The organism is Alteromonas gracilis (assembly GCF_002993325.1).
Taxonomy (GTDB): Bacteria; Pseudomonadota; Gammaproteobacteria; order Enterobacterales; family Alteromonadaceae; genus Alteromonas; species Alteromonas gracilis.
Map to the genome: position 1 here is coordinate 374,657 of NZ_PVNO01000031.1, position 26,378 is coordinate 401,034.

The following is a 26,378-nucleotide window of genomic DNA, read 5'->3' on the forward strand; positions in this document are numbered from 1 at the left end:
GTTAAAAGCGCATAATATCTTACTGACTTTTGTGCATTGGAATAGGTTTTACTTGTGGCGTCTGCGTCTAAAAACGATAAAAGTGTTGAGAAATTGAAGGTTCCACCTCATAGCATTGAGGCTGAGCAATCTGTTCTAGGCAGCATGCTTATCGACCCTGATAGCTGGGATAAGGTTGCAGAACGCGTCACCGATAGTGATTTTTACAATCGTTCGCACCAAATTATCTTTCGCGCAATCACACGTCTGCTTAATAGCAGTCAGCCCATCGATCTGATTACCGTTTCTGAGGAATTAGAAAAACACGACGAACTTGAAGATGCCGGTGGTTTTGCTTATTTAGGCGAGCTTGCTAAAAATACACCGAGTTCTGCGAACGTGGTGTCTTATGCGCAAATTATTAGCGAGCGGGCTATCACCCGTGAGCTTATTGGTGTGGCACACGAAATTGCTGAGGTTGGGTACAATCCAGAAGGACGAGATAGTGCTGATATTCTCGACCTAGCCGAAAGTAAAGTGTTCGAAATTGCTGAGCGCAGAACGGGGGAGAACGAGGGCCCTCGCGATGTCGAGTCAGTTCTAGGTAAAACTATCGACCGCCTTGAGGAATTGGTGAAAACCAATAAAGAGGTGACGGGAGTAACGACAGGCTTTACTGACTTGGATAAAATGACCAGCGGTATGCAGCCATCTGACCTAATCATAGTGGCGGCTCGTCCATCGATGGGTAAAACTACCTTTGCTATGAACTTGATTGAAAACGCTATGATGGCAGAAGAAAAGCCGGTGCTGGTTTTCAGTCTTGAGATGCCCTCAGAACAAATCATGATGCGTATGTTGGCTTCATTAAGCCGTGTAGATCAAACTAAAATCCGTACTGCGCAACTCGATGATGAAGACTGGGCACGTATATCTAATACCATGGCCATGTTGAAAGACAAAGATAGCTTATTTGTTGATGACTCTTCAGGCCTTACACCGATGGATGTGCGAAGTCGTGCAAGAAAGCTCGCTCGTGAACGCGGTGGGATCAGTCTCATCATGGTGGATTATCTACAGCTAATGCGCGTACCTTCACTCAGTGATAACCGTACCTTAGAAATAGCAGAAATCTCCCGCTCACTTAAAGCACTGGCTAAGGAGCTTGAAGTACCTGTTGTTGCACTTTCTCAGCTTAACCGTACGCTAGAACAACGTGCTGATAAACGCCCTGTTAACTCTGACCTTCGTGAGTCTGGGTCAATCGAGCAGGATGCCGACTTGATCATGTTCATTTACCGTGATGAGGTGTATCACGAGAACAGTGAATATAAGGGCATAGCAGAGATTATCATAGGGAAACAGCGTAACGGTCCAATCGGAACCTGTCGCCTTACCTTCCAAGGTCAGTTCTCGCGTTTCGATAACTACGCTGGTCCTGCCATAGCAGATGAATATTAATCCGCTTTTTTAGCGGCAAAATTATGTGTGCCACCTTAATTTAGAACCACTATACCTAAGGTAAAACGCCGCGATTACGAACATTTTAAATCTCGCTGAGTGAGTACTTATCTATGCGGACTGGTATGATAGACACAAAAAAGGCGCCTTTCGGCGCCTTCTTCAATTCATATAGTATGAATTACTTTTCTTCAGCTACTTTTACTGTGTCTTTAACTGTCACTGAAATGCGACGGTTAACACGGTGTGCTTCAGCATCGTTATCAGTATCTAGAAGCTGAGTTTCGCCGTAGCCGATAGTCTCTAGGCGAGATGAATCGATACCGTACATGTCTACCATTACTTCTTTGAAGTTAGCAGCACGGCGCTTAGAAAGGTCCATGTTATATGCTTCAGTACCTGGAGCAGAAGTGTGACCTTCTACTACTGCAGTTGTTGAAGGATACTGCTTCATGAATTCAGCGAATTCAGAGATTTCTGGATCTTTTGGCATTTTAACAACAGCGCTTTCGTTGTCGAACAGAACGCGTAATGTGATTTCTACGGTTTCTTCGTCAAATACTGTACAACCTTTAGCGTCAACTTTAACGCCAGCAGGTGTATCAGGGCACATGTCTTTGCTATCTACTACGCCGTCATTGTCTGCATCTTTGATTGCGCAGCCAGTAGCGTCTACCTTAGTACCTGCTGGTGTGTTAGGGCACTGGTCTACGCTGTTAAGTACGCCGTCGTTATCATTGTCTACACTACAGCCAGTTGCATCAACGCGAACACCTGCTGGAGTCATTGGGCACTGATCTTTGCCATCAACAACGCCGTCATTGTCGCTGTCTTTAGGCGCAGATGGCGTCGCTTTACCGAATGGAACAGCTAGACCTAGTTTTACACTGTAATCATTGTAGTCTTCACCAAAGTCGTGGTACGCCGCAACTTCAGTGATTAGCTTAACATTTTCATGTATATCCCAATGTTTACCAATACCGATATTACCTAGAGTGGAAGAGTCAAGTACTGCTTGGCGCTTAACACCACCAAATAGATACCATTGGTCATTAGGCATAAAATACATTACGTCAACGCCGGTCATTTCACCGTCATCGTCAGCAGAGTTGCCGTTTACGTCAGTGTAATCCAACTCTAGCGCTGTAAATTCAACTCGAGCGGCCCAGCTTTGTGTAAAGCGAAAACCATATTCCACTGATAGACCAACGCCATCATCGTCAGCTACGCCACCGTCGAACGGTCTAGACTCGTCAGTGTTGTAATACATCGCAGAACCACCAAACCAGCTTTTGTATGCAGGTTCTGAAGAATCTTGTGCAAATGCATTAGTTGAAGATAGTACAGCAAGAGATAGCGCTGCCATTTTAAAGTGTTGTTTCATAGTCACATCCTGTTTAACGTTGAGTGATTATCGATTTTTGATAATTTTGTGTTGTGCTTTATGAAAATCTCAAGCACAAAATATGCCATTTATAATATGGGTTAGGCTGCGATCCCTTGTAATGTGGCAATAATAGTTCGTCTTCCACCATGATCCCGGTGTTCACCGAGCATGATACCCTGCCATGTGCCAAGTGCAAGCTTGCCTTGTTGGACAGGAATAGTAAGTTGACACCCTAGTATACTCGATTTTAAGTGCGCAGGCATATCATCTTTACCTTCATAAGTATGCCTGAAAAAAGGAAGCTCTTCTTTTACACTATGGTTGAAAAAAGCCTCCATATCCTGCCGGACGGTAGGATCAGCATTTTCGTTAATCGTTAAACTCGCGCTAGTGTGTTGAAGGAATAAATGCAGTAGGCCTACTTCAACGTGGCGGATACTGGGTAGGGCTGCTTCCACATGAGATGTAATCAGATGAAAGCCCCTTGGGTAACTGTCGAGTGTAATTTTTTCAGACTGCCAGAAATTATTTGTCAAAACAAATTTCCAGGTACGCTAGGCCTTCATCGCACATAAACGGAAGGATAATTTTTGCGCCGTCCACTTGATGGCTTATGGTGTGCTGCTTTCCCGATACGACAATCGGCGTTGCCATACCAAATTCATAGCCCCGTTCAGCTAAATCACGCTTTGCATTACCGCAAATCATGTTAGTAACTTCACCAACCATATCACCGACTTCTGCATCAAGCTTCTCTGGACGTTCCCCCACCATTCTTTCCATAATGGTAAGAGCTAGAGGTTCATCGAAAGTAATAGACATTGACCCTCTTACATCCGGACCCACCATTCCAATAAGCCCTGAAACATCACCTTTTGCAATATCATTTTGTTTACGCTTCGGCTTTCCCGGTGTCAATTTTGTCTGTGCCATCGTTTCAAGTACGTTTAGAAGGCCAGCAATAAACGGGTTAACAAAATCAGCATTCATTTACACTCTCCAAGTCAGACTGCGCTTCCGTTTTTTGACAATCGGCACATAATCCATGAGCCTCTATAGTTTGTTTCGATACTTTAAAACCATGTTGCTGAGCCTGACTGTCAAGCGTGTCTTTTAGCCCCTCAGACTGAATCTCAGCGACATCGCCGCAGCTATCGCAAATTAAAAATTGAACGGGATGGTTGCAACCAAAGTGATAGCAGGCAACAAACGCGTTTGTAGACTCTAGCCGGTGTATCAATCCAAAATCAAGAAGGAAGTCGAGAGCGCGATAGACGGTTGCAGGCTTGGCGCTCGATTCCGTTTCTTTTAAAGAGTCGAGGAGCTCATATGCACCCATTGGACCGTGCTTTGAAACAAGAATTTCATACACCTTTTCCCGTAGCGGTGTGAATCTAGCGCCGCGCTGCTCGCAATACGCCCGTGCTTTATGAATAAGTGTGGTTTTGTTCATTGATGATAACCGTAAACTCGACTTTCATTGTTATATTAAAGCGTTACTTCTGGATCACGTTGGTTTGAATGTACGTGTGATATCAACTCGTCTTCCAACGTAAAGCGCTCTTCTAATGTTTCACCGAGCGACGCTAACGCTGAGTCTAAATCAGCGGCCTGCTCAAGCGTTACTGATTGTGCAAACGTATCATTAAATGCGAGAGCTGCGTCAGTAGTTTTTGACAATTCGGGGTATAGCTTGTCTCTTAAATTAAGACCTTCCGTGTCGTTTTCCACCAAAATATCAAAGACCTCAAAGTGTCCTGCAGATAAGTAATCAAGTAATGCACTGCAAAAGTTAGCTATTTCATCAGCGTCGGGTAAGCACTCGCTGTCATTATTAATGCCTGCTAATTTACAGTAGGAAACGAGTAACGCTTGCCTGTCCATCAACCATCGGTCAATAACATGGCTCTTACCACCCCATTTCGATTTTACGCTTTCCAATTGTTGCAACATATTGATGTGCTACTCATCTAGCGACAATAGGGTCAGTATAACACTGTGCTCTTGCGACACAAATTTTGCTAGAAAAAGTTCCAATTGAAGTCGCAGCGTTACAATTACTAGAACTAATTAATAGTGTACTATCTGAAATTAAAAGACAGAGGTGATATGCAATGATGATTAAGCTAGACGAAGCAATGCTCACAACTCAGCAAGCCTTGTGGGTAGTATTCAGCCGAGGAAAATTAGTTGTTCAAGAGTCATCAGAATCTATCCCAGTCGCTTATTTGCATGAGCTTCCATTTTTGACGTCATATATCAGTGATATTCATCAACTACCTCCTTTAAACGAAACCGCACAGCGAGATTTGCCGGTGTTTGTGGTTGATTTAGGTGCCGAGCATATTGATGAACCAGGTTGGGAGCGTGTGTCACTACGGCAACTTCTTTTTGCTGAATATGATATTGCTTTTTCGGTTATCGGAAGAGCTTGGCAATACATCCATTTTTTGCGCACTCATCAATTTTGTGGCCAATGTGGTTCGAAGACAGAGCGAGTTGATTGGGAAATGGCTATGCATTGCCATCGCTGTCAGCATCGAAGTTATCCGCGAGTCTCACCTTGTATCATCGTTTCCATTCACAATAACGAAAAAGTACTGTTGGCAAAAGGCGTTCGCCATAGAGATGCCAATATGTACTCAACGCTAGCTGGCTTTGTGGAAAGTGGAGAAAGTCTTGAGCAAGCAGTACACCGAGAGGTGTATGAAGAGGTTGGGGTCAAAGTCAAAAATTTACGATATTACAACAGCCAACCTTGGCCGTTTCCTCATTCACTTATGGTGGGATTTATTGCTGAATACGATGAAGGGGAAATACGCTGCCAAGAGAACGAAATAGATGATGCGCAGTGGTTTGATATCGATAACCTTCCAACTATTCCGCCGAAAGTGTCGATTGCAGGGCAGCTTATTGCAGAAACGGTGTCTCTAATTGGCAACAAATAAAAAACCCTGCCGAGGCAGGGTTTCAATAAGTTTAGCACGGTCCCATTAGTGGGCTTCTTTTCTTTAACCTCTATATTGTTAGCAGACCACTTTTGTTAGTGCAAGCTTTTTTTCAAGGTTTATCCGTCTTTAATAATCGACAGTGTGGCGTTTTCAAAGAAGTTGTCGCTTAAACGTAGATTTTTAACTCAGGTTGTAGCGCACCTCATAAAGAATGCTGGTATACTTTCGCGCTCAATTATCTTCTGTTATTTAGGTGAGTTATATGTCGCAAAATTTCCCCAGTGTTGATAAACCCGCGTTAAAGAACGATCGTTATTTGCGTGCGTTACTTAAACAGCCGGTAGATGTCACACCTGTCTGGATGATGCGACAAGCAGGGCGTTACTTACCAGAGTATAAAGCGACCCGCGCAGTAGCTGGCGATTTTATGTCACTTTGCAAAAATGCAGAGCTAGCCTGTGAAGTTACGCTTCAACCTTTGCGTCGTTTTCCGCTAGATGCGGCTATTTTGTTTTCAGATATTTTGACCATTCCCGACGCAATGGGACTAGGTCTTTATTTCGAGACCGGTGAAGGCCCTCGTTTTAAAAATCCTATCACGTGTAAAGCAGACGTTGACAAAATTGGTCTTCCTGATCCAGAGGGTGAGCTGCAGTATGTCATGAATGCCGTTCGCACAATCAGACGTGAACTTAAAGGTGAAGTTCCGCTAATAGGGTTTTCTGGAAGCCCATGGACCCTTGCTACCTATATGATTGAGGGTGGTTCAAGTAAAGCTTTCACGAAAATAAAGAAAATGGCGTTTGCGGAGCCAGCAATCCTTCATGCACTGTTAGAAAAATTAGCCGACTCTGTAACGGAGTACCTAAATGCACAAATTGCAGCGGGTGCCCAGTCAGTGATGGTGTTTGATACTTGGGGTGGTGTGTTGTCACCTCGCGACTACAAAGAATTCTCGTTGCAGTACATGGAACGAATCGTGAGCGGCCTAACTCGTGAAAATGAAGGCCGTAAAGTTCCGGTTACTTTGTTCACGAAAAATGGCGGTATGTGGCTAGAATCAATTGCGGCTACTGGCTGTGATGCGGTTGGTTTAGATTGGACTATCGACATCAAAGAAGCGCGAGCACGTATAGGCGATAAAGTGGCACTTCAGGGAAATATGGATCCATCGATGCTTTATGCTCAGCCGCAGCGCATCGAACAAGAAGTTGCCACAATTCTGGAAGGTTATGGCGAAGGAAGCGGTCATGTATTTAACCTTGGTCACGGCATTCACTTAGATGTTCCGCCTGAAAATGCTGGCGTATTCGTTGATGCAGTGCATAAGTTCAGCAAGCAATATCACAAGTAAGCATACTTCTTTAAGGTACTTTAATGAAAACGTGGCTTGCGGGGCTGATAATATTTGCATTGATAGCAGGTTATAAGGTCTTTAGTTATCAACACCAACTTAGCGAATCAAACGCTGAGAAAGAACGGCTAACCTCTGTGCTAGACCGTTCTCGGGTCACTGAAACAAGCGAACTTAAAGTCATGAAACCAGCAACAAAGCTTGTTGCTGGCGGCGGACCGGGCGATAAACAACTAAGTGATAATCAGCTGAGTGATAAGCAACTAAGTAATCTGTCATACACCGGCTCAAAACAGCATAGCGCGCTCTCAAATGGGAGCATTAAAAGCTCAAGGCTACCTGCGTCAGATAATTTCTATTCTGAGACTGAGGGTTCGCTGACTACTTTTTTTTTGCTCCCTCCAAACAACGAGCGCTTTGTCTTAAGTTCTGTTAAATGTGAAAATGGATTGTGCGAGCTAGTGGGTGAATACGACGGCTCTGAAGCAGAGCTTTCTTCGATCATTGAAGCGCTTGAGAGAGAACCGTGGTGGCACTTCGGCAAGCCCATAATAGCAACCGAGTTCGCACAGCGTGGTTTAAAGCTTAACGTTTCTTTTGCAGCTGAACATTTACCGCATAATGACGAGAAGTTTGGCAACGAAATGCAGGCTGAATTAAATCAAAAGGTGGCTTCAGCGGGTTAATCAGGGAAAAGCAATTTTCGCGTAGTTGCGCACTAAGCGTCGCGCGGTAAGCCTTTTTCTATAACCCGTATTAGCCGATGCTGCTGCCTATTTTGCAACTCTAACGCGCTTTTTTTGAGCCCTTGTTGTTGAAGTGCCCAATCAATATGCCTGTCTACCAAATCACTTACTGTGCCTCGCCTCTCGTTTAAAAGCATTATGATTTCGCTGCTGTATGGAGCGTTTCCAAGTGCCACGGCTATATTACGCTGCCACTTTTCATAGCCAATTCGCCTTATTGGCGAGCCCTCAGTATTAGATAAAAATGTTTCTTCAGACCAGCTAAAGAGAGTATGTAAACTTTGTCCGTGGAGGGCTTCTCTAGGATGGAAGTCTTCTTCATCCGTGACGTCGGCATAGCGATTCCAAGGGCAAACCAACTGGCAGTCATCGCAGCCATAGATTCGGTTGCCCATCATGGGCCTTAACTCTTCCGGTATGTCTTTGTCCGATTCTATAGTGAGATATGAAATACAGCGGCGAGCATCTACCGTATATGGGGCAACAATCGCATTGGTGGGACATATCGTTAAGCAGGCTGTGCAATTACCGCAGTTTTCTTCAACAGGAGCGTCAACAGGAAGGGGAAGGTTGATAAAAAGCTCGCCTAAAAAGAACCAAGAGCCCGCCTCTTTATTAAGCGTTAAACTATGTTTTCCTGTCCAACCTATGCCTGCTTTTTCAGCGATAGCATGCTCTAATACTGGCGCGGAATCTACAAACGGACGGTACTGAGTATGCTTGAGTGATGCGGTAATTTTGTCACCCAGTTGCTTTAAACGCTTACGCAATACCTTGTGATAGTCGCGCCCTAACGCGTAGCGACTTATGTATCCTATCTCTCTATTTTTGAGGTGCTTGGCAAATGATGCATCCGGAGGTAAGTAGTTCATACGAACACTAATGACGCGCAAGGTGCCAGGTACCAACTCGCTCGGCCGGGCACGCTTCATCCCATGGCTTTCCATATAGGCCATGTCGCCGTGATACCCATTGTCTAACCACGCTTGCAAATGGGACTCGTGCTGATTTAGATCAATATCGCTGATGCCGACTTGTTGAAAGCCTAGCGCTGCACCCCAAGCCTTGATATTGTTTGTTAATTCAACGAGGTCGATAGAACTAATTTCGGACATTTGCTCATGCTAGATACTCAATTAACGTCAAGTTTATCATACAAATTATTTCGGGCCGATCAGGTTAGAGAAAATGAAGCGCAAGCGGCGGCTGAATCAGGTTGCGATATGTTTACCCTGATGCAGCGAGCGGGTGACGTTGTGTTCAAGCAATGTTTAGAGCTAATGCCAAACTCTGATGTCTATTTAGTACTCGTTGGTCAGGGGAACAATGCTGGCGACGGTTACATCGCGGCGGTTAACGCTAAGTTAGCGGGTAAGCAAGTTCACTTATGTGCGGTTGAGCCACAAAGAACATTAGAGGGCGATGCAGGAAAGGCGCAGCAGCGTTGGCTTGATTCCGGCGGAAATATCGATGGTTTTGACGCTGCATGGCTGAAAAAAGCTGATGTTGTCATCGATGCCTTGTTGGGAACTGGTATTAACAGTTATATACGAAATGAGTTTGCCGATATTATTGATGCGGTAAATGAATCTTCAACCCCAGTTGTTAGCGTGGATGTACCATCTGGGTTAGACGCCAATACTGGTCAAAGTCTTGGCCGCTGCGTACAGGCCGATATTACGGTGACCTTTGTAGGGATAAAACCTGGCCTTGTGACGGGGGCTGGAAAACAATCCTGTGGCAAGTTGGTTTATGCTGATTTAGGTATTGGGAAAGCCTTTCAGGGGCTTGCGAAAGCTTCTGCCACTATGCTCAATATCGACCACTTTAAGGGAATGGGCCCTCGCGAAATTAACAGTCATAAGGGGACATATGGCCGACTGTTGTGCATCGGAGGAAACCGCGGAACGGCGGGCGCCATTCGTTTAGCGAGCGAAGCGGCGCTTAGAAGTGGTGCAGGTATGGTAAGGGTTTATACTCACGAGTCTTCAGTAATCCAGGTGAGTGCAGGTAGGCCAGAGCTGATGGTAACCGACTTCAATTTGGACGAAGCGCTAGCGTGGGCAACGTGCGTAGTGATAGGCCCAGGGCTTGGGCAAGATGAATGGGCTGAAGATGTGTTTGAAATCACAATGAAGCATTGTCAACACCAGAACAAGCCCGTGGTCATCGACGCTGATGCGCTAAACTTGCTTTGTAAACAATCAACAGCATTTACCCTTTCAGACAGTATTCTTACTCCTCATTCTGGTGAAGCAGCAAGGTTACTGGGAGTATCCATCGACGACGTAGAAAGCGACCGGTTTAACTACGCGAGACAGTGCTCTCAGCGTTATCATGCAGTCTGTGTACTTAAAGGCGCGGGAACGCTAATTGACAATGAGAAGAAAACTTGGGTTTGTCGTCATGGTAATCCAGGTATGGCAACGGCAGGAAGCGGCGACGTTTTAAGTGGGATTTTAGGCGCATTGCTTGCTCAGGGCGTAGAAACTGACATCGCAGCAAAATATGGCGTTGTACTTCACGCAAAGGCCGGAGATGATATTGCCCAACGCTATGGTCAACGTGGTATGATAGCAAGCGATTTGTTTGATGCAGTTCGTGCGCTTATAAACCACTAATTAGCGTGGTTTTGCTCTAATCGGGCAGGCATCTGCTGTGTTACTCGGCCTTAGACTACTGTGGAATATTGTTGATGTCTTACCCGCATACCTCTTTTTTTGCTAATGAATTAGATGATACCGCGCAACTTGCCAAAGACTTGGCGCAAGCCGTTTCAAGTCAGTTACCTACCGACGCTGTTATCTATCTTAACGGCGACTTGGGCGCCGGGAAAACCACCTTCAGTCGTTACTTCATTCAGTCGTTAGGCCATTCAGGTAGCGTTAAAAGTCCAACCTATACATTGGTTGAACCTTATGAGTTGGATAACGTCAATATTTATCACTTTGACCTGTATCGCCTTGCCGATCCTGAAGAGCTCGAATTTATGGGGATCAGGGATTATTTTGGCTCAGGCGCTATCGCGCTCATTGAATGGTCTGAAAAAGGTGGTGAACACTTGGCATCTCCCGACTTAGTGATTAGTATAAATATTACACCGTCGGGTAGACAGTTCAGCCTAGAAGCTAAAAGTTCGCATGGTGCTAAATTGCTTCAACAATGCAAACGTGTTTAACACGCGCTACAAGTGAAAAAATAAGAAAGCATAGTCGCTCCGAGGTTTACGAGAGCGGCATAACAACAATACGAAGGCTAAATATGGTGCGCAGTATAGTTTCGGTATTACTTTTGTGTCTTGTGGTGCAGTTTGCCCACGGCGCGCAAAATAACATCGACGGAGTAAGAATATGGCCGTCGCCGGACAATACCCGTGTAGTTTTTGACATGAAAACGGCACCTGAGTATACCTACTTTACGCTCAAAAACCCGCTTCGCTTAGTTATCGATCTCAACAATACGAACGACACATATAAACTCTCGGATATCGAAAATAGCGGTAACCTAATCAACAAGCTGCGCTATTCAACACCGAAAAACAACTCGTCTTCAAGGGTTGTTGTTGAACTAAACAGAAATACGACGCCTTCTCTATTTGCTATGGCGCCAGAGGGTGCCTATGGTCATAGGTTGGTGGTAGATTTACCAGACAAAGCATCTAAAAGTGCGCCAAAGCTAACGGCTTCTGCATCAACAGGCTCTGTAGTGCTCGACGACTCGACGAGCTCTCGCGACAGAGACATAATTGTCGCGATAGATGCAGGACACGGTGGTCACGACCCAGGCTCGGTAGGACCTGCGGGCACGTTTGAAAAGCACATAACGCTGAGCATAGCCAAAAAACTTGAAGGCATGATAAACAAAGAGCGCGGAATGCGAGCCATAATGACACGCAGCGATGACTACTATATATCGCCTAACCGCCGCCCTGAAATCGCAAGAGAGAAAAAAGCGGACTTGCTGATATCTATTCACGCCGATGCCTTTAGTCAGCCACAGCCACGAGGTGGTTCTGTTTGGGTACTTTCCATGCGAAGGGCTGATACAGAGTTAGGTCGATGGCTAGAAAAATCGGAGCGCCACTCTGAGTTGTTAGGTGGCGCAGCAGAAGTAATCAACGATAAATCAAGCGAGCGTTACTTAACGGAAACCATACTTGGTCTTTCTATGGATCACAGTATGGCAACCAGTCATGATTTGGGTAACAAAGTTGTTGAGGAATTGAAGCAGGTAACCAGTCTTCACAAGAGGAAACCTCAAGCTGCGAGCTTTGCGGTTTTAACAGCGCCAGACATTCCATCAATTTTGGTTGAAGTTGGTTTCATTTCTAACCCGCAGGAAGAAAAGAACCTAAATTGGTCTAAATATCGCGAACGTTTAGCTGCCGCCATGTTTAATGCAACTAAGCGTTACTTCAAGCAAGTTCCTCCCGATGGTACACTATGGGCTCAAGAAAGAGAGAACAACCGAACCCACAGGGTTAGGAGCGGTGAGTCGTTGTCGCTGCTGGCTCAACGTTATAATGTTAAAGTGAGCAGTATAAAAGCAGCCAATGATCTCTCAAGCGATGTTGTTCGAGTCGGGCAAGTATTAAATATTCCGAGAACGTAGCATAGCGTACGCTTTATAAGTCTTTCTCGGCATCGTTGCCTCGCGTTGCGCTGTAATCCGCCTTTTATCCATTAATTATTTCATAGGGTAGCCCTTTGCCTATACAGCTTTTATCTCCACAACTAGCTAACCAAATTGCCGCTGGTGAAGTGGTTGAGCGCCCCGCATCTGTAGTTAAAGAACTATTAGAAAATAGTCTAGATGCAGGGGCGACAAAAATTGAAGTGGATATTGAAAAGGGCGGTCATAAGCGAATCCGAATAAAAGATAACGGATCGGGGATCGTCAAAAGTGAATTGCAACTGGCGTTAAGTCGCCATGCAACCAGCAAAATTACAACCCTCGACGATTTAGAGCAGATTTTATCTCTTGGTTTTCGTGGCGAGGCGTTGGCGAGTATTAGCTCTGTGAGCCGATTAACGTTGACCTCGCGAACTGAGTCACAAACCGAAGCATGGCAGGCTTACTGTGAGGGTAGAGAGATGGCAGTGAATATACAGCCAGCAGCTCATCCCGTTGGAACCACTATTGACGTCGCCGATTTGTTTTACAACACGCCCGCAAGGCGTAAATTTTTGCGAACGGAAAAAACAGAGTTTCAGCACATAGAAGACGTTATCAAGCGCATTGCGCTAAGCCATCCTGAGGTGTCTTTCATTCTTAAACACAATGACAAGGTTGCGAGACGATTTATTGCTGACAGAGAAGGGAGCTTAGCAAACCGAATTGCTTCTGTTGTTGGTCAAAAGTTTATTCAAAATGCCGTTCACATTGATACCGAATATGAAGGGCTTCACATTAACGCTTGGCTCGGTAATGAAGCTATGCTGCGAAGCAGCAACGATTGCCAGTTTAGCTTTGTTAACGGAAGAGGAATGCGTGACAAACTTATTATGCACGCTATTCGCCAGGCCTATGAAACAGTGTGGGGCGTTATAGAGCAGCCGAGTTTTGTCGTCTATCTCACTGTTGATCCAAAAGACGTAGACGTTAATGTTCATCCTGCTAAGCACGAAGTGAGATTCCAGCAAGGTCGCTTAGTACATGATTTTATCTACAAAGCAGTAAGTGATGCATTACATGCAATAACAGGTGACCAGCCCTTGCTCGATTCACAAGACCAAACAGCGTCGAGCGGCGGTTTCATGTCTACTAACGTAGAGCACGATTATATAAGGCCACTTCAAGCTCAATCGGAAAATGGCAGTCGAGCTTTTGGTGAATCGAGCCCTTATCCATCCCAACCTTTCTCACAAGATGGTTTTTCGAATTCACCGTCAACCAGCCATGGCCAGCCAACATTTGGCTCGGCTAAAATGGCAGGGACGAGCAGAGCGAGCGGCGCTACCCCTCGACAGAGTCGAGGGCCAAGCGCAGCATATCAGTCTAGCTATAATGCGTTGATGACGCCAAATAGCGACAACGTTAAGAGAGAAGACAACACTCAAGGGCCTCTTGAATATGTAAATCTCTCTTCACTTCAAAGGATGTACCCAAAATCTGAAAAAATTTTTCTGCTTTCGGCGGCAAAAGTTGTCAGTATGTGGCTGAGCGAACTATTTTTAAAAGCAGAGCACAGCCAACCGTTACTTATGCCAGTTGCCGTATCACTTGATAACGTAAGCGAACCGCTTCTTACACTTTTGAATTCCTCACACTTTGAAGTTAACAAGGTCGCAGGAAAATATCGATTGCAACAGGTACCGGCAGGAACACGACATTTACCTTGGCTTATGTGGTTCGAACACTTATTAACTGCTACACCTGACGAAAATTGTGACACGTTAGATAAAGTTATTACGTCACTGGTATTACCCGGCCACGTACTTGCTGAAGATGTGCAGAATCAAGTGTGGTACTGGTTGGATGAGCAAAGCGAAGTTAAACAATGGGAAATTATTGAGCAATTTGCTAAAGTGCGCCCGTTAAAACAAGTGCTAGATGTTTGGGGAGAATAAAGTGTCCAGTGGCATAAATTCTGCATTACCCGTTATTGCTATCATGGGTCCTACGGCGTCAGGTAAAACAGGTTTGGCACTTGAAATTGCTGCGCAAGTAGACAGCGAGATAATAAGCGTCGATTCTGCCTTAGTTTATAAGGGAATGGATATTGGGACGGCAAAGCCAACGCTTGAAGAGAGAGCGGGTGTTGCTCATCATCTTATTGATATTATTGACCCAGTAGAAACGTATTCTGTGTCACAATTCGTGAAGGATACCAACGCACTTATCGGCGAAATAGTAGCACGAGGCAAAGTGCCAATTCTGGCTGGTGGTACAATGATGTATTTTAATGCCTTGATAAATGGAATTTCGCCACTACCTAAGTCAGATGAGAATATTCGAGACGAAATAACAAAGCAGGCACAACAGTTGGGTTGGCCTAAATTACACGACGAATTGCGTGGTGTAGACCCAGTTAGTGGTGAGAGAATTCACCCTAATGATCCTCAGCGGATCACGCGTGCACTGGAAGTATTTAGAAGTACGGGCAAAACCTTGACATATTGGCAACAGCAAGAAGGTGAAAAATGCCCTTATGATATTGCACAATTTGCCATAGCGCCCGCAGACCGCGCAGTATTGCACTCGCGTATTGCAACTCGCTTCGACATGATGTTGGAGCAGGGGTTTGAGAAAGAAGTATTAAAACTCTACGAACGTAGTGATCTACATGAAGCATTGCCTTCTATACGTTCAGTAGGATATAGGCAGATGTGGCAGTACTTAGATGGCCAGTTGAGTTATGCCGAAATGCGTGAAAAAGGCATAATTGCTACAAGGCAACTAGCCAAGCGTCAACTAACGTGGTTGAGAGGCTGGGAGCAGGTAACGTGGCTAGACACATTTGCTAACGATAATTTGACTAAAATTACAGCGAAAGTCACACTTTAAACAGTTGAGTGTGGTATACATTAGACGTGCAGTGATAGTGAAATTTCTATCACGAATAATAAAAACTAAGGATATCAAATGGCTAAAGGGCAATCTTTACAAGACCCATTCTTGAACGCTTTGCGTAAGGAACGTATTCCAGTATCAATTTATTTGGTAAATGGTATTAAACTTCAGGGACAGGTTGAATCATTCGATCAGTTCGTTATTTTACTGAAGAACACAGTAAGCCAAATGGTTTATAAGCACGCAATTTCTACTGTTGTTCCAGCACGCGCTATAACAATGCCTAGCGCAGGAGATTCTGAAAATACTAAAGGTGAATAATTTAAAAGGTAACGCGCTTGTTTGACCGTTATGAAGCCGGTGAACAGGCTGTACTTGTTCATGTAAATTTTTCCGATGAAGACTCAAAAGAGGACTTAAGTGAGCTTGAATTGCTTGTGTCTTCGGCAGGGGTGAATGCGGCTGAAGTTATTACAACTTCACGTACCGCGCCTCTTGCTAAGTATTTCGTCGGCTCAGGTAAGGTAGAGGAAATAGCGGCAGCGGTAAGGGCACATGATGCCAACGTTGTTATTTTCAATCACGCCCTTTCTCCTTCTCAGGAGCGAAATTTAGAGGCCGTGTGTAAATGCCGGGTGTTAGATAGAACGGGGCTCATTCTCGATATCTTTGCGCAACGCGCGAGAACTCACGAGGGTAAGCTCCAAGTTGAACTAGCTCAGTTGAGACATATCTCAACGCGTCTCATCAGAGGATGGACCCACCTTGAGCGTCAAAAAGGTGGTATTGGTCTTCGCGGTCCGGGTGAAACACAGCTAGAGACTGACCGTCGTTTACTTCGTGGTCGTATTAAAGCCATTCTTCGTCGTTTGGAAAAAGTGCAGAAGCAACGAGAGCAGGGGCGCCGCTCTCGTAAACGCGCAGAAATTCCTACGGTATCCTTAGTTGGCTATACGAATGCGGGTAAATCAACCCTGTTTAACACCATTACCGATTCTCACGTCTATGCTGCCGACCAGCTGTTTGCAACGCTAGATCCCACTTTACGTAAAATCGAGTTGAAAGATGTAGGCCCTGCCATACTCGCAGACACGGTTGGTTTTATTCGTCATCTTCCCCATGACCTTGTTGCTGCGTTTAAAGCAACGCTTCAAGAAACTCAAGAAGCTGATTTACTGCTCCATGTTGTTGATGTTGCTGATGCAAAATATCGCGAAACCATGGATGAAGTTAACAACGTGCTTGAAGAAATAGAAGCGGGAGACATTCAACAATTACTAATCTGTAATAAGATTGATAAACTAGACGACGTAAATCCCCGTATAGAAAGAAACGATGAGGGCGTGCCCGTTCGAGTGTGGCTTTCTGCGCAGACAGGTGAAGGGACGGAATTATTAAGCCAAGCTTTAACCGAGTGTTTGGGTAAAAGCATGGTCAATTACACATTGAAGATTCCCCCTGCACAAAGTCGATTGCGCGGTGTGCTGTATGAGCTAAACTGCATTTCTAGCGAAGAGTACGACAGTCAGGGAGACTGGGTAGTGGACGTAAGAATGCCCGCAGCTGACTGGAACAGATTGGAAAAGCGTCTGGAAAACGGAATATCAGAGTATGTTGTGCGACATTAGTCAGTGCTAGTCACTGGGTTGAGCATAAAGAATTCAAAAATATAACAGTAATCTATGGAGTATCAGCATGGCTTGGAATGAGCCGGGTGGCAATAATAACGACCCGTGGAAAAATCGCGGGGGGAAAGAACAAGGTCCCCCAGATCTAGACGATGTGTTTAAAAACTTATTCGGTAAGTTTGGAAAGTCAGGTGGTAACGGTGGTGGCTCAGGCAAAAGCCTTGGTGGCATCGGTGCGGGTATTCTCGTAGGCCTGCTCGTTGTGATCTGGTTTATCAGCGGGTTTTACACTATCCGTGAAGCAGAGCGTGGTGTAGTGCTGCGTTTTGGTGAGTATTATCAACAGGTTGAGCCGGGTCTCCGCTGGGCGCCAACGTTTATTGATACTGTGATACCTGTAGACGTTCAGTCAATACGCGATCAATCTTCATCTGGCTCTATGCTTACGGAAGATGAGAACGTTGTGAGTGTCCAAATGGAAATGCAATTTCGTGTTGTTGACCCTTTCCGTTGGACCTTCGCGGTGGAAAGCCCAGAGCAAAGCCTTAGTCAATCGCTAGACAGCGCAATTCGTTACGTTGTAGGTCATTCAAAAATGGATGACGTGCTCACCGATGGTCGTGAAGTTACTCGCCAGCGTGTGTGGGAAGAGCTCCAAGCGATTATTGAGCCTTACAATATGGGCGTGTCGATTATCGATATGAACTTCCGTGATGCCCGTCCACCTGAGCAAGTAAAAGATGCGTTTGATGACGCGATAGCTGCGCAAGAGGATGAACAGCGCTTTATTCGTGAAGCAGAAGCGTACGCAAGAGAGATCGAACCTCGTGCTCGTGGTCAAGTAAACCGCATGAACGAAGAAGCGCAAGCGTACAAAGAGCAGGTGACGCTGGAAGCGCAGGGTGAAGTTGCACGATTTAAAGAGCTTCTTCCGCAGTATGAGCGCGCTCCGCAAGTAACACGCGAACGTATTTATTTAGAAACGATGGAAGAAGTGTTAAGCAGCACCAGTAAGATCATGGTAGACAGCAAGGGCGGTAACAACATGATGTACTTGCCACTTGATAAGATCATGGAGCGTCAGCAGTCTACATCTAAAGAACGTTCACGCAGCACATTAGAAGGCTTACAAGCACCGGTAACCGATGCAAATGGTCGCAGCCGTAATAGCTCGCCTACCTCAGGCCTTCGCGGTGACAGCTTTAGAGAGGGGAGATAAGTATAATGAAGAATTTATTAATTGCAGTATTCGTTCTTCTTGTCTTGCTAGCATCAGGCTCTCTGTTTGCAGTTAAGGAAGGCGAGCGCGCTATCGTTATCCAGTTTGGTAAAGTACAAAGAGATGACGCCACGGGCGACACGAAAGTCTTTGAGCCGGGTCTTCACTTTAAGCTCCCGTTTATCGACTCAGTACGCGTACTTGATGCGCGAATTCAAACCCTTGACGGTTCTCCGGATCGCTTCGTAACAAGTGAGAAAAAAGACCTTATCGTTGATTCTTATGTTAAGTGGCGCATTGACGATTTTGCTCGCTACTACCTTTCAACAGGTGGTAATAAGCTGCAGGCTGAAGCGTTATTAAAGCAAAAAGTTAATAACGGTCTTCGTTCAGAGTTCGGTACGCGCACTATTGCGCAGATTGTTTCTGGCGAGCGTTCTGCGCTTATGAATCAAGCGATGGAACAAGCTTCAACCTCGTCTGATGAACTGGGTATTGAGATTGTTGACGTACGCGTTAAGCAGATTAACCTGCCTACTGAAGTGAGTAACTCAATCTTCCAACGTATGCGCGCAGAGCGCGCGGCAGTAGCCCGTGAGCACCGTTCAGAAGGTCAGGAGCAGGCTGAAGTCATAAAGGCTAATATTGATGCGAAAGTGACAGTTATGCTTGCTGACGCCGAGCGCAACGCTCGACAGCTTCGCGGTGAAGGTGATGCAATTGCTGCGCAAATTTATGCTGAAGCGTATTCGAAGAATGCAGACTTCTACAGCTTCTTGCGCAGTATGGATGCCTACAGAAATAGCTTCAATAGTAAGCAAGATGTTATGGTCATTGCCCCTGACAGTGATTTCTTTAAGTATATGAATCAGTCTAAAGGCAATTAACCCGTCCTTTATTTCCTTTAAAAAGCCAGTCTTTCCGACTGGCTTTTTTATGCGAGCTTGTATATTAAGTTAATGATATTCTGACTTAATTTTCTTATTTAAAAAGCTTCGCAAGAAAGTTGTACAGGACGTTTACCTTTCATTTTCCCACTCTACTGCCAAATTTTCACTAAATCGGGTAAAATACCGCCTGACTACAATTAAAACGCGTCACTATTTCTGTATAAAGTTGGTGCCTTCCCAGCACTAATCTTAATGTGGTAGACGTCAATAAACGACAGAGGGAAGATTTTGACAACGGAAAACACAAATTCAGCGTCTGCCGATAAAAATGGCGGACAAGGCGGGTTATTTTCTCGATTTCTCGCTACGGTAGAATGGTTAGGAAACCTTCTCCCCCATCCAGTAACGTTATTTGCGCTACTTTCACTCTTCATCGTAGTGTTAAGTGGAATACTAGGCTTTTTCGATATTGCCGTTGCTGACCCACGCCCAGTTGGCGCAAAAGGTCGTGAAGAAGACGGTATGATTGAAGTGATATCGCTTATGAGCGCAGAAGGGCTTCAGCGTATCGTTACTGGTTTGGTAACAAACTTTACCGGCTTTGCGCCGCTAGGTACCGTACTTGTTGCACTGCTTGGTGTATCTGTCGCTGAACACTCCGGCCTGCTATCTGCGGCGATGCGAGCTCTGGTGATGAATGCATCAAAGCGTGCGGTAACGTTTGCAATCGTCTTTGCTGGCATTATTTCAAACACGGCTTCAGAGCTTGGCTATGTGGTGCTTATTCCCTTAGCGGCTATGATTTTCCATTCCTTAGGCCGTCATCCCCTTGCTGGTCTTGCCGCAGCATTTGCTGGGGTCTCAGCTGGCTACAGTGCCAATCTATTGCTTGGTACCGTTGACCCTCTCCTTTCGGGTATTACTGAAGCGGCTGCTCATATGATTGACCCCGACTATATGGTTGGGCCGGAAGTGAATTGGTATTTCATGTTTATCAGTACGTTCGTTGTAGCGATCATGGGCGCATTGGTCACTGAAAAGGTTGTTGAGCCTAGATTAGGAAAGTATGACCCTAGCGAAGCGTCAATAGACTTAGGCAAACAATCGATGGATGCGCCGACTGACCTAGAGAAGAAAGGTTTACGTTGGGCTGGTATTTCCTTTGTTGTTGTATGCGCTATCTTGGCATTGACCGTAGTGCCAGAAAACGGCATTTTACGCCATCCTGAAACCGGCGAAGTGGCAGGCTCTCCATTTCTTAAAGGAATTGTTGCCTTCATCTTTATTACCTTCGCTATTCCTGGTTTCGTGTACGGCAAAGTTACGGAATCGATGAAGAACGATAAAGATGTCATCGATGCCATGTCTAAAAGCATGGGGGCCATGGGCCTTTACATTACGCTAGTATTTTTTGCTGCGCAGTTTGTTGCTTTCTTTAAGTGGACTAACTTAGGCACAGTTTTAGCGGTTAAAGGCGCTGCGTTGCTGCAAGCCGCTGGTCTAGACGGCCCAGCGGTATTTATTCTGTTTATCTTGATGTGTGGTGTGGTTAACCTTTCTCTAGGCAGTGCCTCTGCTCAATGGGCTGTAACCGCTCCTATATTCGTGCCCATGCTTATGCTAATTGGCTACGCGCCGGAAGTTATTCAAGCGGCTTACCGTATAGGGGATTCGGTTACGAATGTTATTGCGCCTATGATGAGTTATTTCGGACTTATCTTGGCCATGGCTGCAAGGTATAAAAAAGACTTAGGTATGGGGACGCTTATCGCAATGATGTTGCCTTATTCCATGGTATTTATCGTAGGTTGGACCATACTCTTCTATATCTGGGTATTCCTGCTAGGTATGCCGGTGGGCCCAGGCGCGGCGACTTATTATCAGCCCTAAGCAAATAGTCTGACTCATCGCTGTACGGTTTACTCGGTGGCGAGCAAAAGCGGCACATGTTTATGAAAAATTTTTCTGAGCATTTGCCGCTTTTTTAATATCTAAAAACTATCAACTTAATCGCACATTTTTGACGTTATCAAAGATCATAAACTACGTTAATTCAGTATAATACGGATACAGCGCAGTACTTCTCGGAATAATCATAGATGAAATACAAATCGAATAACGGTTTCACCCACGGGCAAGCTGACAAAATCGGGGTGCTAGTAACAAATTTAGGAACACCGCAAGCACCAACTAAACAGGCGTTACGCCCATATTTGAAAGAGTTTCTTTCTGACCCTCGTGTGGTTGAAGTTCCAAAAGCGATTTGGTGGTTTATTCTTAACGGTATTATTTTAAATATTCGTCCCAAGCGTTCGGCAGAGGCCTATTCAACGGTTTGGACGGAAGAAGGCTCGCCTCTGATGGCAATCACGAAAGCGCAGGCGAGTGCTATAGCAGAACGTTGCAAAGCAAAATACGGCGACGATGTTATTGTCGATTTCGCCATGCGTTACGGCAAGCCAGCGGTATCAGACACAATTGAAGCTATGCTTGCCAAAGGCGTGCGTAAGCTTGTGGTTTTACCCCTTTATCCGCAGTACAGCGCATCGACGACAGGCTCAACCTTTGATGCTATTGCCAAAGATTTTACCTCGCGCCGTTGGCTCCCCGAGTTTCGTTTTGTGAATCACTATCACGACCGCGATAACTTCATCACAGCGCTTGCCAACAAGGTAAAAGCCCACTGGGAGACGCATGGTAGAGCAGATAAGCTTATTTTGTCTTATCACGGTATTCCTAAACGTTATTTGATGAACGGCGACCCGTATCACTGTGAATGTCATAAAACATCACGACTACTTGCTGAAAAACTTGGGCTTTCACACGACGAATACATGACGACGTTTCAATCTCGTTTTGGTCGAGAAGAGTGGTTGAAGCCGTATACAGATGAAACCCTGAAATCTTTGCCTGAGAAGGGCGTTAAATCGATTCAGGTTATGTGCCCAGGCTTTTCAGCAGACTGCCTTGAAACTATTGAGGAAATTGGCGAAGAGAACCGCGAGTACTTTATGGAAGCAGGTGGAGAGCGTTATGAATATATTGCCGCACTAAACAGCGACAAAGAACATATCGATGTGCTTTTTGACATAGTGCAAGAAAACCTGCACGGCTGGACAGTAGAATCTGATAATGGTCTGCGTGCTGGATTGGCGAGAGCTTTGGGCGCAGAAAAGTAGCGGCGCATTATTCTCGATTTGGTCTAAATCAGTCCCATTTATTTTCGCCGGCCGCTTTTCACTAAGGCTATAGGGTTTAGCAATACGATTAAAGGGAGAGAACAACGTGGACGCAAAAGCACCCAAGGCACTACTTAAAGCACAAAAACTGGCGAATCTGCTAGATACGGCCGTAAAGCTTCCTCTTATTCCAATAAGAATAGGTTTGGATTCCATTATTGGCCTTATCCCTGGCGCGGGTGACGCGCTTATGCTGTTTGTATCGTTGCGCATTGTTTGGCTAGGAAAATCTTTAGGTATGCCGAAAGCGCTTGTTGCGCAGATGGTTAAAAACTCGGCCATCGATTTTGGTTTAGGTTTTGTTCCATTCATCGGCGATATCGTTGACGTGTTTTACAAAGCGAATCAAAAAAATGTTCGCATTATGGAGCGCTGGTGGATAAGCGAAAATAAAGCGAACGTTGATGCCGCTACCCAAGCTAAACTAGCGCAGTGGGAAAGTGAAAACCCATAGGTCACAGCGTGATCATTTAAAGTATCGGTCAAGCCATTAGTCCTTGGTTTGGCTTTGCTAGTCATTTCTTAAAGCCTCACTACAAACCTGTTTATCGCATAAACTTTTTACACTACATGCGATAAGCATGGGGCGGCCCTCATTCTCTTATTAATGAGTGAAATAGGGGGCAGAACATAACAATCGACTTACGTGTCATAAAAAAATATCAATCGTTTTTTATGCTGTTGCCGTAGGAATCAATCACAATCTATTAAAATATACCCTTCTACAAGGAGCGTGCAGCACATGAAAGCGTCCGATTTATTTGTGAAAGCGTTAGAAGCCGAAGGTGTGGAATACGTTTTTGGTATTCCCGGTGAAGAAAACCTCGATTTACTCGAGTCGTTGCGTGAGTCTTCGATTAAGTTGGTGCTAACTCGTCATGAGCAAGGAGCAGGCTTTATGGCCGCTACCTATGGACGACTTACAGGAAAAGTCGGAGTATGTTTATCAACCCTCGGGCCGGGGGCTACCAATTTAGTGACTCCAGCGGCTTATGCTCAGTTAGGTGCTATGCCTATGCTTATGATTACTGGACAAAAGCCCATTAAAACCAGTAAGCAAGGTCGTTTTCAAGTGATTGATATTGTCGACATGATGCGCCCAATTACCAAGTTTACCAACCAAGTTGTAAGTGGTGACAGGATCCCTTCTACAGTAAGGGAGGCATTTCGACTCGCCTCTGAAGAGCGTCCGGGTGCAGTTCATATAGAACTTCCTGAGGATATAGCGGCAGAGCAAACGAGCGCACCGCTGTTAAAGCCTAGCGTAGCTCGTCGTCCTATTGCTGAATATAAAGCAATTTCTTCAGCTATTAGCATGATAGAAAACGCACAATCCCCTTTACTACTTATCGGCGCAGGTGCAAACCGTAAGCTAACAGCAAAAATGTTAAGGGAGTTCGTCGATAAAACCTGTATTCCCTTTGTTACTACGCAAATGGGCAAGGGCGTGCTAAACGAAAGCGATTCTCGATTTGCTGGGAATACGGCGCTGTCGGACGGAGACTTTGTTCACAGAGCGATAGAGCGTGCAGACCTCATTATTAATGTGGGCCATGATGTAGTAGAAAAACCACCGTTTTTTATGCACCACAACGACAAAAAAGTAATTCATGTTAATTTTGATTCGGCAGCCGTAGACCCGGTGTACTTTCCTCAACTTGAAGTGGTTGGTGACATTGCCAATAGCATTTGGCAAATAAAAGAAGGAATTACCCCGCAAGACAGTTGGAAACTCGATTTCTATAAAGACGTGCATCAAGCCTATGTCGAACATCGCGCCGAAGCGGAAGATGACAACCGATTCCCTATCTTACCCGAGCGTTTAGTGCGAGATATACGTAAGGTAATGCCAGACAACGGCATTGTTACGTTAGATAACGGCATCTACAAAATTTGGTTTGCCAGAAACTACCCCGCTTACCACCCAAATACACTGCTTTTAGATAATGCACTAGCCTCAATGGGAGCAGGTTTGCCTTCCGCCATTGCCGCTAAACTCGTCAATCCAGATGCCCCTGTTTTAAGTGTCTGCGGTGACGGTGGCTTTATGATGAATAGCCAAGAGATTGAGACCGCTGTGAGGCTCAAGCTAGATCTTGTTGTGATCATATTGCGTGACGATGCGTATGGGATGATTAAATGGAAACAAGCAAACATGCAGTTTGATGAGTTTGGTTTAGACTACGGCAACCCTAATTTTGTCAAATATGCGCAAAGTTATGGCGCGCAGGGCTGGCGGGTAGATGATACCGACGTACTCATTCACATGGTGGATAAGTGTTTGAACACAAAAGGTGTGCACATTATCGATTGTCCCGTTGATTACAGCATGAATGACAAAACACTAAATCATACGATTAAAGAGCTAAGTGCTAAGCTTTAAGCCAACGCAACATAACGTTAAGGAGTCAACGATGTTAAAGGAAAGCTACCCCTATTATCTGGCGAGTGAACCACATTATGCTAATACCGATCTGGATGTAACTAACAAATACACCCAAGAGGTAGCGACCAAGGTTGCGTTAGCAGATGCGGATGTTATCGACAAAGCTATTGCTGCTGCTGAAAAAGCCCAGCCTGCAATGGCGGCGATGGCACCTTATGAAAGACAAGCCGTATTAGAGCACTGCGTGAAGCGTTTTACTGAGCGCGCAGACGAACTGGCGCAAGCATTGTGCATTGAGGCAGGAAAGCCAATCAAAGATGCGAAAGGCGAAGTAAGTCGCCTTATCGATACGTTTAAAATTGCCGCTGAAGAGTCAGTGCGCATCAACGGCGAGACGGTCAATTTAGAAATATCAGCCCGCGCGAAGGGCTATCAGGGTATGACCAAAAAAGTACCTATTGGCCCATGTTCGTTTATATCGCCGTTTAATTTTCCGCTTAACCTTGCTGCCCACAAAGTAGCGCCAGCTATCGCTGCGGGCTGCACCTTTGTTCTTAAGCCAGCGTCGCGCACTCCTATTGGCGCACTTATTATTGGTGAAGTACTTGCGGAAACAGACTTGCCAAAAGGCGCATTCTCAATTCTGCCGTGTAGTCGTGATGGCGCTGATTTGTTCACTACAGACGAGCGACTAAAGCTGCTTAGCTTTACTGGTTCACCCGATGTGGGCTGGGCGCTTAAAGCAAAAGCTGGAAAGAAGCCTGTTGTGTTGGAACTTGGCGGTAACGCAGCGTGCGTGGTTGACGAAGATGCCGATATTGAAGACGCCATCGACCGCGTCATTGTGGGCGCCTATTATCAATCTGGCCAAAGCTGTATCAGTGTTCAGCGTCTGCTAGTGCACAGCAAAATATATGATGAATTTAAATCTCGCTATGTAGAAAGAGTTAAAGCGCTTGTATCTGGCGATCCATCTGATGAAGATACGTTTATCGGCCCAATGATTTCTGAAGGGGAGGCTGAACGCCTCCATGGCTGGATTGAAGAGGCGAAAGACAAAGGAGCAACTATCCTGTGTGGTGGTACTCGAGACGGTGCCATGCTTCAAGCTACGGTGATGGAAAATGTACCGAAAGATTGCGATGCCAGTGCCGAAGAAGCGTTTGGTCCGCTATCCATCTTAGTGCCGTTCGATGACTATGACGAAGCACTTAACGAAGTTAATAATAGTCGTTATGGGCTCCAAGCCGGTGTATTTACCCGCGATATTTATAAAGCACACAAAGCATGGGACGTGCTAGAGGTTGGTGGCGTCGTGATTGGCGATGTGCCAAGCTGGCGCGTAGACAATATGCCATACGGCGGTGTGAAAGACTCAGGTCTTGGGCGTGAAGGAATTCGCTACGCCATTGAAGATATGTCTGAAACCCGACTTATGGTAATTCGAACACCACAATAATTAGGCGAGTTTTAAACTAAGTAAACATTAACTGACGTTAAACTACTAACGCAGTAAAAAAGGGCATGTTATACGACATGCCCATTTCATTACTTCAATTCACTGACTAGAAAGATGTAGATTGTAAATTATACCGTTTAGCTCATTGCACGTTTCCCAAAGGTGCA

The 26,378-nt window shown here is 45.4% G+C and carries 24 protein-coding genes; 18 read left to right on the plus strand and 6 right to left on the minus strand.

Features of this window, described 5'->3' with window-relative positions; translation table 11 throughout:
• Positions 1-54 precede the first annotated feature (54 nt).
• Positions 55-1,440, plus strand: coding sequence for a replicative DNA helicase (gene dnaB / locus C6Y39_RS18290; RefSeq protein WP_105932633.1), 1,386 nt, complete (start codon positions 55-57; stop codon positions 1,438-1,440).
• A gap of 181 nt (positions 1,441-1,621) precedes the next feature.
• On the opposite strand, the gene C6Y39_RS18295 is transcribed toward dnaB, so the two are convergent.
• The 5 genes from C6Y39_RS18295 to rsd all read right to left on the minus strand — a co-directional run bounded on the left by C6Y39_RS18295 (position 1,622) and on the right by rsd (position 4,780).
• Positions 1,622-2,824, minus strand: coding sequence for an OmpA family protein (locus C6Y39_RS18295; RefSeq protein ID WP_105932634.1), 1,203 nt, complete (start codon positions 2,822-2,824; stop codon positions 1,622-1,624).
• Positions 2,825-2,925: 101 nt separating this feature from the next.
• On the minus strand, positions 2,926-3,363 hold the full coding sequence (locus C6Y39_RS18300) for a secondary thiamine-phosphate synthase enzyme YjbQ (protein WP_105932635.1): 438 nt from the start codon (positions 3,361-3,363) through the stop codon (positions 2,926-2,928).
• On the minus strand, positions 3,353-3,817 hold the full coding sequence (locus C6Y39_RS18305; RefSeq protein WP_105932636.1) for a chemotaxis protein CheX: 465 nt from the start codon (positions 3,815-3,817) through the stop codon (positions 3,353-3,355). Before C6Y39_RS18305 ends, C6Y39_RS18300 begins: the two co-directional genes overlap by 11 nt.
• Complete coding sequence (locus tag C6Y39_RS18310; RefSeq protein WP_105932637.1) at positions 3,807-4,280, minus strand: transcriptional repressor; 474 nt, start codon at positions 4,278-4,280, stop codon at positions 3,807-3,809. The genes C6Y39_RS18305 and C6Y39_RS18310 overlap by 11 nt, the downstream gene beginning before the upstream one ends.
• A 35-nt stretch (positions 4,281-4,315) precedes the next feature.
• On the minus strand, positions 4,316-4,780 hold the full coding sequence (rsd, locus tag C6Y39_RS18315) for a sigma D regulator (RefSeq protein ID WP_105932638.1): 465 nt from the start codon (positions 4,778-4,780) through the stop codon (positions 4,316-4,318).
• Positions 4,781-4,941: 161 nt separating this feature from the next.
• On the opposite strand from rsd, the gene nudC reads away from it, so the two are divergent.
• The 3 genes from nudC (at position 4,942) to C6Y39_RS18330 (ending at position 7,818) form a co-directional block, all read left to right on the plus strand.
• Positions 4,942-5,775: an NAD(+) diphosphatase gene (gene nudC, locus C6Y39_RS18320; RefSeq protein ID WP_105932639.1), complete on the plus strand. Its 834-nt coding sequence runs from the start codon at positions 4,942-4,944 to the stop codon at positions 5,773-5,775.
• A 265-nt stretch (positions 5,776-6,040) separates the two neighbouring features.
• Positions 6,041-7,132 (plus strand): uroporphyrinogen decarboxylase, encoded by a 1,092-nt coding sequence (gene hemE / locus C6Y39_RS18325; protein ID WP_105932640.1) that lies wholly within the window; start codon positions 6,041-6,043, stop codon positions 7,130-7,132.
• Between the two features lie 23 nt (positions 7,133-7,155).
• Entirely contained in the window at positions 7,156-7,818 is a 663-nt protein-coding gene (locus C6Y39_RS18330; protein WP_105932641.1) for a hypothetical protein, read from the plus strand.
• Positions 7,819-7,850: 32 nt separating this feature from the next.
• On the opposite strand, the gene queG is transcribed toward C6Y39_RS18330, so the two are convergent.
• A complete protein-coding gene (gene queG / locus C6Y39_RS18335) occupies positions 7,851-8,993 on the minus strand; it encodes a tRNA epoxyqueuosine(34) reductase QueG (RefSeq protein ID WP_105932642.1) in 1,143 nt (380 codons plus the stop codon).
• Positions 8,994-8,999: 6 nt separating this feature from the next.
• On the opposite strand from queG, the gene C6Y39_RS18340 reads away from it, so the two are divergent.
• The 14 genes from C6Y39_RS18340 to C6Y39_RS18405 all read left to right on the plus strand — a co-directional run bounded on the left by C6Y39_RS18340 (position 9,000) and on the right by C6Y39_RS18405 (position 26,211).
• A complete protein-coding gene (locus C6Y39_RS18340) occupies positions 9,000-10,499 on the plus strand; it encodes an NAD(P)H-hydrate dehydratase (RefSeq protein WP_105932643.1) in 1,500 nt (499 codons plus the stop codon).
• A 74-nt stretch (positions 10,500-10,573) separates the two neighbouring features.
• On the plus strand, positions 10,574-11,056 hold the full coding sequence (gene tsaE, locus C6Y39_RS18345; protein ID WP_105932644.1) for a tRNA (adenosine(37)-N6)-threonylcarbamoyltransferase complex ATPase subunit type 1 TsaE: 483 nt from the start codon (positions 10,574-10,576) through the stop codon (positions 11,054-11,056).
• 83 nt (positions 11,057-11,139) lie between these two features.
• Entirely contained in the window at positions 11,140-12,489 is a 1,350-nt protein-coding gene (locus C6Y39_RS18350) for an N-acetylmuramoyl-L-alanine amidase (RefSeq protein WP_105932645.1), read from the plus strand.
• Positions 12,490-12,584: 95 nt separating this feature from the next.
• On the plus strand, positions 12,585-14,447 hold the full coding sequence (gene mutL / locus C6Y39_RS18355) for a DNA mismatch repair endonuclease MutL (RefSeq protein WP_105932646.1): 1,863 nt from the start codon (positions 12,585-12,587) through the stop codon (positions 14,445-14,447).
• Positions 14,431-15,384, plus strand: coding sequence for a tRNA (adenosine(37)-N6)-dimethylallyltransferase MiaA (gene miaA, locus C6Y39_RS18360; RefSeq protein ID WP_167390686.1), 954 nt, complete (start codon positions 14,431-14,433; stop codon positions 15,382-15,384). The genes mutL and miaA overlap by 17 nt, the downstream gene beginning before the upstream one ends.
• Positions 15,385-15,462: 78 nt before the next feature.
• Complete coding sequence (gene hfq, locus C6Y39_RS18365; protein ID WP_014951092.1) at positions 15,463-15,711, plus strand: RNA chaperone Hfq; 249 nt, start codon at positions 15,463-15,465, stop codon at positions 15,709-15,711.
• Positions 15,712-15,728: 17 nt separating this feature from the next.
• Positions 15,729-17,018 carry a ribosome rescue GTPase HflX gene (gene hflX, locus C6Y39_RS18370; RefSeq protein WP_105932647.1) on the plus strand — a complete coding sequence of 430 codons (1,290 nt, stop codon included), beginning with the start codon at positions 15,729-15,731 and terminating at the stop codon, positions 17,016-17,018.
• A gap of 67 nt (positions 17,019-17,085) precedes the next feature.
• Positions 17,086-18,237, plus strand: coding sequence for an FtsH protease activity modulator HflK (gene hflK, locus C6Y39_RS18375; RefSeq protein ID WP_105932648.1), 1,152 nt, complete (start codon positions 17,086-17,088; stop codon positions 18,235-18,237).
• Positions 18,238-18,242: 5 nt separating this feature from the next.
• On the plus strand, positions 18,243-19,124 hold the full coding sequence (gene hflC, locus C6Y39_RS18380) for a protease modulator HflC (protein ID WP_105932649.1): 882 nt from the start codon (positions 18,243-18,245) through the stop codon (positions 19,122-19,124).
• Positions 19,125-19,415: 291 nt separating this feature from the next.
• Positions 19,416-21,017 (plus strand): AbgT family transporter, encoded by a 1,602-nt coding sequence (locus C6Y39_RS18385; protein WP_105932650.1) that lies wholly within the window; start codon positions 19,416-19,418, stop codon positions 21,015-21,017.
• 209 nt (positions 21,018-21,226) lie between these two features.
• Entirely contained in the window at positions 21,227-22,306 is a 1,080-nt protein-coding gene (gene hemH / locus C6Y39_RS18390) for a ferrochelatase (RefSeq protein WP_105932651.1), read from the plus strand.
• A gap of 106 nt (positions 22,307-22,412) precedes the next feature.
• Entirely contained in the window at positions 22,413-22,820 is a 408-nt protein-coding gene (locus C6Y39_RS18395) for a DUF4112 domain-containing protein (protein ID WP_105932652.1), read from the plus strand.
• 288 nt (positions 22,821-23,108) lie between these two features.
• Positions 23,109-24,749, plus strand: a complete 1,641-nt coding sequence (locus C6Y39_RS18400; RefSeq protein WP_105932653.1) for an acetolactate synthase large subunit — start codon at positions 23,109-23,111, stop codon at positions 24,747-24,749.
• Between the two features lie 31 nt (positions 24,750-24,780).
• Complete coding sequence (locus C6Y39_RS18405; protein ID WP_105932736.1) at positions 24,781-26,211, plus strand: aldehyde dehydrogenase family protein; 1,431 nt, start codon at positions 24,781-24,783, stop codon at positions 26,209-26,211.
• Positions 26,212-26,378 lie beyond the last annotated feature (167 nt).